This is a genomic window from Kineococcus vitellinus (assembly GCF_009906315.1).
In the GTDB taxonomy this organism is placed as follows: domain Bacteria; phylum Actinomycetota; class Actinomycetes; order Actinomycetales; family Kineococcaceae; genus Kineococcus; species Kineococcus vitellinus.
In genome coordinates this window covers 1-2901 of the sequence record NZ_JAAALL010000413.1, presented here as the reverse complement: position 1 = coordinate 2901, position 2901 = coordinate 1, and the positions used below count along the sequence as shown (strand labels likewise).

Annotated in this window: 3 protein-coding genes; all 3 read right to left on the bottom strand. The window is 77.1% G+C overall.

The genetic code is table 11. From position 1 onward, the window contains the following. Positions 1-20: 20 nt before the first annotated feature. Entirely contained in the window at positions 21-407 is a 387-nt protein-coding gene (locus tag GTQ99_RS21740) for a VOC family protein (RefSeq protein WP_166617778.1), read from the bottom strand. Positions 408-835: 428 nt separating this feature from the next. Further along, positions 836-2365 (bottom strand): dihydrolipoyl dehydrogenase family protein, encoded by a 1530-nt coding sequence (locus GTQ99_RS21730; protein WP_166617777.1) that lies wholly within the window; start codon positions 2363-2365, stop codon positions 836-838. Positions 2366-2412: 47 nt separating this feature from the next. Continuing rightward, a partial coding sequence (locus tag GTQ99_RS21725) for a DUF308 domain-containing protein (protein ID WP_166617776.1) occupies positions 2413-2901 on the bottom strand: 489 nt, incomplete at its 5' end.

Sequence of the window (2901 nt, the reverse complement as noted above, 5' to 3'; positions counted from 1 at the left end):
GTGCTGGGCGGGGTGGCGGCTCAGCCGGGTCCGCGCTGGTCGGCCCCGGCCGGCTGCCACAGCTGCACCGGGTTGCCCTCGGGGTCCTGCAAGGTGGCGAAGCGCCCGTTGGGGTGGGTCTGCGGGTCGACGTCGACGGCCACGCCGTCGCGGCGCAGCTGCTCGACCATGGCGTCGAGGTCGGCGACCCTGAAGTTCAGCGCCCAGGAGTGCGCTTCGCCGCCGAAGTGCTCGGAGTCCCGGGCCAGGGGCGCGAGCACCGTCGGGCCCGCTTCCTGCCACCACGAGGAGACCTCGTAGGACTCCGGTGCCGGGTCCACGCCGAGCCGGGCGCTGTACCACTGCGCCAGCGCCGCGGGGTCGCGGGCCTTGAAGAAGATGCCGCCGACACCGCTCACGCGCTGCATGCCGCCTCCTCCGTCGGGGTCCCGGGTCGATCCTGCCGCACTCCGGCGCCACGGGACAGGGCCACGGCCCTCCGCACGCTCCACGGTCGACAGCTCGCGCAGACCGCGACCCCCGGTTCGTCGACGCCGGCCGGGCAGCGCGCGCCGGGCGCGGGGATCGGGGTCATCCCCGCTGTGCGTGCGGCGGTGGAGCACCGCGCCGCCGCTGCCCTCGTGAGTTCCCGGACGCACCAGCGCAGGAGGAGGCGCTCGAGGACGAGCACGCCGACCGGAGAACGGTTCGACCCGCCGGACCCGCCGGACCCGCCGGACCCGCCGGACCCGCCGGACCCGCCGGACCCGCCGGACCCGCCGGACCCGCCGGACCCGCCGGACCCGCCGGACCCGCCGGACCGTCGGCGAGGTGACGTGCTGCGGGCGTGGCGCCCTCAGGCGGGGCGGGCGTGGGCCTCCAGCAGACGCAGCCACACCTCGCTGATGGTGGGGAAGGAGGGCACCGCGTGCCGGAGCCGATCGATCGGCACCTCGCCGACGATCGCGATGGTCGCCGCGTGCAGGAGCTCCGCCACGTCCGGGCCGGCCAGGGTGAACCCGACGACCACTCGGCGCCGCTCGTCGACGACCATGCGGGCCCGGCCCCGGTAGCCGTCGGCGTGCACGGCGGCTCCGGCCACCGCGCCCAGGTCGTGGTCGACCACCCGCACCGACAGCCCCGCGGCCTGCGCAGCGGCCGCGGTCAGGCCGACGGAGGCGATCTCGGGTTCGGTGAAGACGACCTGCGGCACGGCGCGCTCGTCGGCGCTGACCGCGTGCCGGCCCCACGGGCCGTCGTCGACCGCTTCGCGCCTGGCCCGGGCGACGATGACGTCGCCGACGGCGCGGGCCTGGTACTTGCCCTGGTGGGTCAGCAGCGCGCGTCGGTTGACGTCGCCGGCCGCGTACAGCCACCCGCCCTCCAGCACCTGCCCGTCCGCGTCGAGCACCCGCAGGGTGTCGTCGACGGCCAGCCAGGAACCGGGTTCCAGGCCGACGGCCTCCAGGCCGAGGTCGCCGGTGTTCGGCGTGCGCCCGACGGCCACCAGGAGCTCGTCGACCTCGAGGTGCTCGTCCTCGCCGAAGGTGAGGTGGACGGTTCCCGCGGCGTCGCGGTGCACCCGCGTCACCCGCGTTCCGGTGCGCACCTCCACGCCGGCTTCGCGCAGCGAGGCGGTGACGAGTTCGCCCGCGAAGGGTTCCGCGCGGGGCAGCACTCGATCGCGGGCCAGCACCGTGACCGCCGATCCCAGGCCGGCGAAGGCGGTGGCCATCTCGGCGGCCACCACGCCGCCGCCGAGGACGGCCAGCCGCGCGGGCACGGCGTGCGCGGCCACCGATTCGCGGCTGGTCCACGGCGCCGCCTCGCGCAGGCCCGGGACGTCGGGGACCAGGGCGCTGCTGCCGGTGGCCACGACGACCGCGTGCGTGGCGGTGAGGGTGACGGTCCCGCCGTCGTCACCGGTGACCTGGACCGTGCGGGGGCCGCTGATGCGTCCCCGGCCGCGGTGCAGGGAGATCCCGGCGCTGTCCAGCCAGGAGACCTGGCCGTCGTCGTTCCAGTTCGAGGCGAAGGCGTCGCGCCGGCGCAGCACCGCTGCGGCGTCCAGCCGGCCGGTCACCGCCTCGGCCGCTCCCGGTACCCGGCGGGCGGCCTGCAGCACGGCGGCGCTGCGCAGCAGGGCCTTGGTGGGCATGCAGGCCCAGTAGGAGCACTCGCCGCCGACGAGTTCGCGCTCGACGACGGCCGCGCTCAGCCCGGCCTGCACGACCCGGTCGGCGACGTTCTCGCCGACCGGGCCGGCGCCGATGACGACGACGTCGTAGGTGGCGGTGCCGGCGCCGCTGGGAGTGGGGTTGCGGGGGGTGGCGCTGCCGGTGGTGGCGCCGCCGGTGGTGGCGCCGGTGTCGGTTCCGGAGTTCATCTCGTCGTTCCCGTCGTCGTGTCGGTCCGCGGGTGCGGGTGGTGGTGTCAGCGGGTGCGGGCGGTGCGGCGCAGGCGCAGGGCGGAGACGAGGAAGAAGACGGCGCCGGGGACGGCGTAGCCGGCGGCCGAGGCCAGGCTGGGGGTGGCGGCGGAGGCGGCGGCGATGAAGGAGGCGCCGGCCAGGGTGGACAGGCCGCCGCTGAGGACCTGCGGCCACTGCCCGCCGACGCGGCGGCGGCGGACGGCGTTGACCAGCTGGACGAGGCCGGCCGCGACGGCCCAGGCGCCCCACGCGCGCAGGACGGCGGGGGTGCCGGAGGTGGCGGCGACGGCGAGGGCGACGGCGGCCAGGGTGCTGATGACCACGTTGGTGCAGAGGCCGCTCAGCGACCTGCCGCTGGCGCCGCGGGCACGGGAGGCGCGGACGTCGACGGCGGTGGCGGCGACGTCGATGAGGGGGTAGAGCACGAAGAGGGCGGCGGTGAGCGGCCCCGGGTGCGAGGCCGTCGGCAGGACGACCAGCGCCCAGGCGAG

Coding starts and splice junctions, on each gene's coding strand:
- GTQ99_RS21740 (WP_166617778.1), bottom strand. CDS start 407: ATGCAGCGCGTGAGCGGTGTCGGCGGCATCTTCTTCAAGGCCCGCGAC.
- GTQ99_RS21730 (WP_166617777.1), bottom strand. CDS start 2,365: ATGAACTCCGGAACCGACACCGGCGCCACCACCGGCGGCGCCACCACC.